This is a genomic window from Desulfatibacillum alkenivorans DSM 16219, assembly GCF_900142135.1.
In the GTDB taxonomy this organism is placed as follows: Bacteria; Desulfobacterota; Desulfobacteria; order Desulfobacterales; family Desulfatibacillaceae; genus Desulfatibacillum; species Desulfatibacillum alkenivorans.
In genome coordinates this window covers 1-7915 of record NZ_FQZU01000078.1, presented here as the reverse complement: position 1 = coordinate 7915, position 7915 = coordinate 1, and the positions used below count along the sequence as shown (strand labels likewise).

General features: G+C 54.3%; 4 protein-coding genes. 1 reads left to right on the top strand and 3 read right to left on the bottom strand.

What is annotated here, in order from left to right; genetic code table 11:
• Window positions 1–581 (bottom strand): type IV toxin-antitoxin system AbiEi family antitoxin domain-containing protein (locus BUE18_RS26915; protein ID WP_073479208.1); only part of this gene is annotated, 581 nt, incomplete at its 3' end.
• Window positions 582–1002: 421 nt separating this feature from the next.
• Here BUE18_RS26915 and BUE18_RS26910 point away from each other — a divergent pair.
• Complete coding sequence (locus BUE18_RS26910) at window positions 1003–1980, top strand: calcium/sodium antiporter (RefSeq protein ID WP_211482851.1); 978 nt, start codon at window positions 1003–1005, stop codon at window positions 1978–1980.
• 112 nt (window positions 1981–2092) lie between these two features.
• On the opposite strand, the gene BUE18_RS28380 is transcribed toward BUE18_RS26910, so the two are convergent.
• Together BUE18_RS28380 and BUE18_RS26860 are read right to left on the bottom strand one after the other, a co-directional pair.
• Window positions 2093–7273 (bottom strand): PAS domain S-box protein, encoded by a 5181-nt coding sequence (locus tag BUE18_RS28380; RefSeq protein ID WP_244549387.1) that lies wholly within the window; start codon window positions 7271–7273, stop codon window positions 2093–2095.
• 448 nt (window positions 7274–7721) lie between these two features.
• Window positions 7722–7915: Crp/Fnr family transcriptional regulator (locus BUE18_RS26860; protein ID WP_139264995.1), on the bottom strand; the 194-nt coding region annotated here is incomplete at its 5' end.

Genomic DNA, 7915 nt, shown 5'->3' with positions numbered 1-7915 from the left:
AGGGCGTACTCCACAACTTGGTCAAGATTGAAAAATTCCACCAATTCCAGGGAACGCCAGATTTCTTCCCATGAACCGGAAAGGTCCGGGCGGTCCATGACATCCACCAGGGTCCGTTCAAGATTCGTGACGTGAAGGGTCACCCCCCTGCGCTCGGCCGTTTCCACCCCGAAATACTCAGCGCCGTTCTTCACCAGGGCCTTGGGCATGGTCACGCAATGAAATTCGAAAGATCGGAACCGCAACGGGACGGATTTGGTGCGGGACAGGTAATGAAAATCATTCCTCACCGTGTACGCCTTGCCATGGAATTGAAGGGCGGTGTGGTAGGCCAGGATCGAGTCGGGCGTCATCTTACCGGCGAGAAGAAAAGGGTCCACTGGCGCGGTGTCCGGTTCCATTCCCTCGGGCACGACGGCATACAGGCCACGCCTCACCATGAGCAGCCGGCCCTGCTTTCGGTAATAGGCAAGCATGGCCTTCCGTTTTTTGGAACTGGGCGATCCTCTGGATTCGAGGGCGGCGTCCAGTTCCTCAAGGGTGAAGACGGGTTGTTTGGAAAAGAAAACCTGGTACTTCATGGTCGATCTCCTCATTGACAGAGAAATGAGATGAGAGGTGCAAATATAGTCTTATCTAAATAAATTGTCAAACGACAAAGAATAGAAATTTGACGCATAAACAAGATAGGCGCTAAAAAGATGATCACAACACGACAGAGTGTCATAAGGTTGGTGCAAAGGCAGCGGAGGAGTGAAATTTAGGAGTGCGTATGTCCAAAGCCCAGGACATAAATTGGAGCGTGACGAGGAGCCAAAGGGTCTGGGTGGCTATCACCAAAGGCTTCGCAAGTGTCGTTGAAATGGGGTCGAAAGATTTATATTTGCCAAGAGATCATTTATAATATACTGAAATATCGTGGTCTTTAGCCACGTGGCTCGTGGGCTTGGAGGGAATACCCGCCGTACTCAGGGGCATGGATTATATGAAAGAGGTGCACAGTTGTTTTCCTTGATTGTTCCCATATCAGCCATTGTATTTGCCCTTGGGCTCCTCTTGTGGAGCGCGGACCGCTTCGTGGAGGGGGCGGCATCCACGGCAAGGCATTTCGGCATGTCGCCGCTGCTCATCGGCATGGTGGTGGTGGGGTTCGGCACTTCGGCGCCAGAGATGGTGGTTTCCGCCATGGCCGCCATGCAGGGCAACCCAGGGATCGCTCTTGGCAACGCCTATGGCTCCAACATCGCCAACATAGGTTTGATACTGGGGCTCACCGCCTTGCTGCGGCCCATCACCGTCCAGTCCCGGGTGCTTAAAAATGAACTGCCGATCCTTACTTTCATTACCGGTTTGTCTGCTTTCCTGCTATGGAACGAAAAAATCACGCGGACCGACGCCCTGATCCTCCTGGCTTTTTTTGCCGGCATCATGGCATGGACCATCCACCAGGGTTTGAAGAAAAAGGGCGATCCCTTGGAGCGGGGGATGGAGCGGGAACTGGTTGCCAGGGAAATGCGACTTGGCCGCGCCGTTTTCTGGATGATCGTGGGCCTGCTGCTTTTGATTGTGAGTTCACGGATTCTCGTCTGGGGTGCGGTTGAAATCGCCCAGGGATTCGGGGTGAACGACCTCGTGATCGGCCTGACCATCGTGGCGTTGGGCACCTCCCTGCCTGAATTGGCATCCTCCATCATTGCCGCCCGCAAAGGCGAGCACGACATTGCACTCGGGAACATTCTCGGGTCCAACCTGTTCAACACTTTGGCCGTGGTGGGCATCGCCTTCGTCATCCACCCCATGGGCATTTCACCGGAGGTTTTGACCCGGGACATGCCGGTCATGGCCGTCCTTACGCTGTCGCTCTTCGTGATCGGGTACGGTTTTCGGGGACGCCCGGGCCGCATCAACCGGGTGGAGGGGGCTTTGTTGGTGGCAGGCTATGTGATATACACGGGTTTCCTGGTCACGAGTTCGTTTTGAGGCGTTGTAGGAGTCAGAATTTCAGTTCCTTGGGTAACAGCCTCAGCTTCAGGAAGGTCGCAAACGAAGAAACAATGATGAAAAAGGAATGGAGAAAATTGCATCTTCATCATCATGGTTCGTCCAGGGCCTCGCGAACCTTTTCCCCCAAAGTCTTCATCGAAAAGGGTTTCTGGATGAAATGCACGCCCTCGTCGAGAACGCCGTGATGGGCGATGACGTTCGCCGTATACCCGGACATGAATAGGCGCTTCATGTCGGGATAGAGGGACATCAGGTTTTTCGCCAGATCACGGCCGTTCATCTCCGGCATGACCACGTCCGTCATGACAAGATGAATTTCGCCCGCATGTTCACGCGCCAGATTTATGGCCTCACCCGGCGTTGATGCGGCCAGGACTTGGTATCCGAGATTTTTCAGCATGGTCGCCGCCATTTTCAAAATCGAATGCTCGTCTTCCACCAGCAAAATGGTCTCATGCCCGCGTTTGGCGGAGATGGCGGGCGCTGCAACCGGTTTCTTTTCTTCTTTGGCGCGATGGCGAGGCAAATAGATTTTGAAGGTGCTGCCTTTTTCCCGTTCGCTGTAGACTTTTATGAATCCTTCATTTTGCTTAACGACTCCGTAAACCGTCGAAAGCCCAAGGCCGGTTCCCTTGCCCAGCTCCTTTGTGGTAAAAAACGGTTCGAAAACGTTATCCATCGTTTCGGGGTCCATGCCGGAACCGTCATCGCTTACGGCCAGCATCACATATTCACCAGGAACGAAGCCTGGGTTGACCAGGCAAAATTCTTCGTCGAAAACCACATTTTCCGTCTCGATGGTGATCTTCCCAACCCCGGCTATGGCGTCGCGCGCGTTGATGCAGAGATTGGCGAGAATCTGATCCACCTGGGACGGATCAATGCGGATCGGCCACATCTCTTCTCCAGGCATCCATGCCAGGTCGATGTCTTCTCCGATGAGATTGCGCAGCATCTTGAGCATGTTTTCGACGGTTTCATTCAGGGAGACAACCTTGGGGCTCACCGTCTGCTTGCGGGCAAAAGCCAACAACTGACGGGTGATCTCCATGGAGCGTTTGCCGGCGTTCACTATTTCCTCAAGGTCGTTTTCAAGTGGATCTCCATGGGGCACCTTTTCCATGGCCATCTCGCCATACCCAAGAATGACGCTCAGCATGTTGTTATAATCGTGTGCCACGCCTCCGGCCAGCCGGCCCACGGACTCCATTTTCTGTGCCTGGGACAATTGGGCGAGAATCTTTTCGTGTTCCCCCTCGGCTTCTCTTTTTTCCGTGTTGTCCGTGAAGACGACCACGTTCATGTTTCCGGTTGATTTCATCCTGAACTCGATGATCCGGACGCTCCCGTCCTTGCAGGTGACCGGATATTCCATGGGCTTTATGTCTGAACGGGTTTTCCTGGCCCGTTCGACCGCTTCGGCCCACTCCTCGCGGACGCGGTTTCTAAGGGATTCGGCGGGGTAGGCAAGCTCCCACCACTCCCTGACCGAGGGCATGTCTTCCTTGGTATAACCGAACATCTGGGTGAATTTCGGACTCACATACAAGGTGTTTTCCTGGTCATCCGAAATCACGATGCCCACGGGCGCCAGGTCCGCGAACATGCGGAAACGGGCCTCGCTCTCACGCAGTTCTTCAACACGCCTTTGCCGTTCTTCCTCTGTTTTCATGACGCTGAGTGCGTAAGCAAAGTCCTCAGCCATTTCCCTGAAAAGGCTCAACTCGTCTTCGTCCACCGTGAGCCCTTTTTCGGCGGCAACGGCAACATATCCGAACAATTGCTCGTCATGAATCAAAGGCAGGCAAAGGGATTGGCTTTCACGGCATTCTTCGAAGATGGGGCATGCCCCGCATATGGTCTTCTGATCTGAGACCACAAGGACTTCCTTTTCGCTCTTCGCCATTTTGCAACAAGCCGGCAAACCTCCCTGTTGGAATATACGGGCGAGTTCCTCGGAGTCCTCCGCGGACCCTGCCATGGCCCAGAAAACGGGCTTTTCATCCGGGTCCACCAGGACAATCAAAGCAGATGGATACCCGCGATGTGCGACCAAAAGGCGGGACCCTTTTCGGATCAGGGCATCCCTTTCCTTCTCGCGGACGATGAGCTGGTTAATGTCCCGGATGGCCAGCAAAACCTGATTGAGATGCCGGATGCGCCGCGCGGATTGTTTGCGCTCACTGACATCGCGGGTTGTTCCTTGCAGGCCCATTGGTTCACCATGCTCGTCAAAAATGACCTTTCCATGGATTTCGACGGGTATGGGGTCCCCGTTCTTTTTGAGCATGTCCGCTTCAAAGATGACTCCGGAACCATGCGGTCCCTTGGCCATTTCCTCGGCCACCACCTCGGCCATGATCCCGAAGTTTTCTTCGTCGCAGTGGTCCTGCAGACGGCTGCCCACCCATTCATCCACCGTGTGCCCCGTCATTTGTTGTATGGACGGATTGATGTAGGTGAACTCAAGGTCAAGGTTCATGGTCCAGATGACGTCAAGGGTGTTTTCCGCCAGCAATCGGTACTTCTTTTCACTCTCTTCAAGGGCTGCCTTGGCGCGCCTCCTTTTGGTGATGTCGATGGAAAGAATGAAAACGCCCTCGGGGACGGGTTCAATACTCAGTTCAAAGTAGCCCGAGGAGCCGTCCGGGTAGAAGAACTCGTTCTCCATCCTCTGAGGCGTCCGGGTTTCCATGCAATTTTGCAGGACATGGAACAATTCCCTGTTTTTTGTTACGTCATAAACCTCCATCATGGTGCGGTCCAGAAGTTCTTCCCGTGTTTTTTTGCCATGCCGGCCGGCCGCGTCGTTCACGTAGAGATATTTCCAGTCAAAGCCGATGATCTGGCAACCCTCCAGCATGTTATCCAGGGTGCGGCTGTACCTGGCTTCGCTTTCCCTAAGCGCGTCTTCCGCCGCCTTTCTGTCGGAGATGTCCTGGGCGGCGCCCATAATTCCCACCGTCTCTCCGCTGTCGTCATAAATCGGCGCCACGGACAGGCTGACCGGAAAACGGGAGCCGCCTTTCCTCTGTCGAATCAGTTCCTTGCCCACAAAGCCGCCGTCTTCCATAACTTGACGCCTGAATCCGTCAAACTCATCGCCGCTTTCTTCAGGAACAATAGGCAGGGGCTCGCCAAGTATTTCGTCCGCCCGCCAGCCAAACACCCTTTCGGCGGAACTGTTCCAACTTGTCACCCTGCCGTCCATGTCAATGCTGTACAAAGCAACAGGAGAACAGGCGATCATGGCCCGTTGGAACTCCTCGCTTTCGCGCAAAGCCTTCTGCGCCTTCTTCTGTTCGTCAATGTCCACCACTGTCGTTACAAAATACATGGGCTTGCCGTTTTCATCGCGCCGCATCATGACGCTGACATCCGCCCATACGAAGGAGCCGTTCTTGTGGATGTATCTTTTGTGGAAACGGGTGGAATCCTGGCGCCCATTAAGGAGGGGGCTTATCATATTTTGGGACTGCTCGATGTCCTCGGGCGGCGTGATTTCCTGCCATGTCTTGCCGGCCAATTCCTCCCGGGAATAACCCAGAAAGTCGGCAAACGCTTTATTGACACGGATCTCACCATCGGGACGTGTTAGAGACTTGCCCACGTTGGCCGACTCGAAGACAAACCGGAATTTGTCCGTGCCCTCCCGCAAATCCTTGGTTTGTTTTGCCACCTGACGTTTCAGAGTCCGAGACCAAAGAAAAATACCCAGCAATAGGATCAGCAGAGGAATGGCGACATAGGCCATGTGCTTTAGCATGGATCTTAATGACTGGAGAGGAGGGCCGTACACCCCCATCCATTTCTGGTAAATTTTACGATACTCCCCGGTTTCTTCGAGCAGTTTCAGCCCTTCTCCGAACTGGGCAAGCAGGGCCTTCCGGTCCTGTGGAACGGCAATACAATATTCATTGGTCAGGATGGGCTTTTTCGCCAGAACGAGGTTCTCCCAACCGTATTTCTTAATCCAATACAGAGCGGTCAGGCGTGAAACAAGAGCACAATCCTGCCGTCCTTCAGCCACCTCCCGCAATGCGTCTTCCTGGGCATCCAGGGCCGTTATCTCGGCCTGAACATCATTCTCCAGGACATGGTCGTGCATGATGTCACCCGTCTGAACGGCAATCCGCAGGCCCTGCAATTCTTCCAGGCTGCCGGGGGGCGTGTCTTGACCACGACGGACTACACTGACGTATTGATTCACTGTATGGGGAGACGTGAAGTCGAATGTCAGATCCCGTTCCGGGGAATAGAACATTCCCTGGATGACGTCGATTTCTCCCCGGGCCAAATCTTCACGAATTTTTGCCCAGGGTCCAAGGCGGATTTCGATGTCGAGACCCATTTCCCGGGCAATTGCACGGGTGAGGTCAACGTTGAAACCTGTTTGGCGCCCGTGTTCATCCAGATATTCGAAAGGAGGGAAGTTGTGATCGCCTCCCACCACGATACGCCGGTTGGTGGGCAGTTCCAGGGAGGCGAACCACTTGGCGTGCAGGTGCCGGTAAGTGCCATCCGCCATGACTATAGCCAGCCCTTCATTCAAGAGCGCGAGGGTTTCACGGTCCCCTTCGGTGACGGCGAAACAGAAGTCCTGGCGGAACCCCTTGACCGGATTTTCAACGACGTGCAGGTTGGTCAGCCCTGATTTTTGAATGATGCGAAGGGCAACGAGCCGCTGAATGACCACGGCGTCATAACGCCCTTGGGAAAGCTCCCGCAGAGCCTCCTCGAAGGTCGCCGTGGTGTGAATTTCCATGCCACGGTCTTCGCGCCTCAGGAACTCCTCGGCATTGTCGCCTTTCATCACGGCGACGGCCTTTCCACGCAAATCCTCGATTTCCCAGATACCTTTGGTGCCGTTGCGCACCACGATGGCGCCGTGAAGGGACATGTATGGGAAAGTGAAATCGAAAAGGGGCTCTCGCTCCGGGGTGCGGCCTACGAGTGGAAGAGCGTCCACCTCCCCATCTTCCAGCCAACCGCGCACCTCCGCCCAAGGGCCGGTGCGAAATGTGACGTCCTGCCCCATGGATTTGAGCGCCGCCCGGAGCAACTCGACAGAAAAGCCGCTGGGCCTGCCTTCCGAATCCACGAAACTGAAGGGCGGATAATCAACCTCACAACCGGATTGAATGGAAGCCCCATGCTCAACATCGGTATTGCCTGCAAAAGCAGTGGCTGGAAAAAATACGGAAAGGCACAGGATTGCCCATAGAACTAACTGACAACAGTTTGCCTGGGAGGTTTTGGGGGGTGTCATAAACATCGGCCCCATTTCCTTTCAGCCCTCAAAAGAGGGGCCTAAAAATATTTGCTATTAAAATTAGAGCCTTGCAACTTAGCCTTAAATCTCAATCTTCCATCTAAAGCAAGAGATGGGCCAGCGCCGGCTCCCCTTATCTCAATCTGCCTGTTTTGTATCAATATACCATGGCCAAGCCGTGGCGTCTAATTTCTAAAATGGATTCCCTTCACTTCCCTCGCGGGCCGGACCCGCCAGGCGTTCTCCGTTTCGCAGTCCACTTCAAGTTATTTTTGAGAAGAGAGATCAGATTGGAAGTGCCTCACCAATAAGAACCATGGTGGGTTACTGGGGCGCGGGCTCTGAAGGTTTCGCTTTCACCCGGGGTATCGTTGTACCAATGGGGGTGACGTGTTCCCAGGTTGGCTGGCATGGTTCGTCACCCTATGCGCAAATTTACATCCGGTCACTCTTTGGGCATGCAAACCGAAGCCAAACCATTCAAGCCCAATTCATCTCGGACCGTAATTTCTTTCCCCTCCATCGCAATCAATCCATCTTCCACCATCTTTGCAAGAGAACGGGACAGGGTCTCGGGGGTGGTCCCCAGAAGATAGGCCAGTTGTTCCTTGGAGATTGGCAAAGATAAGGATTCAGCGC

What these genes read in the sequence shown, in the direction of transcription:
- BUE18_RS28380 (WP_244549387.1), bottom strand. Translation starts at nt 7,273, where the DNA reads ATGACACCCCCCAAAACCTCCCAGGCAAACTGTTGTCAGTTAGTTCTA.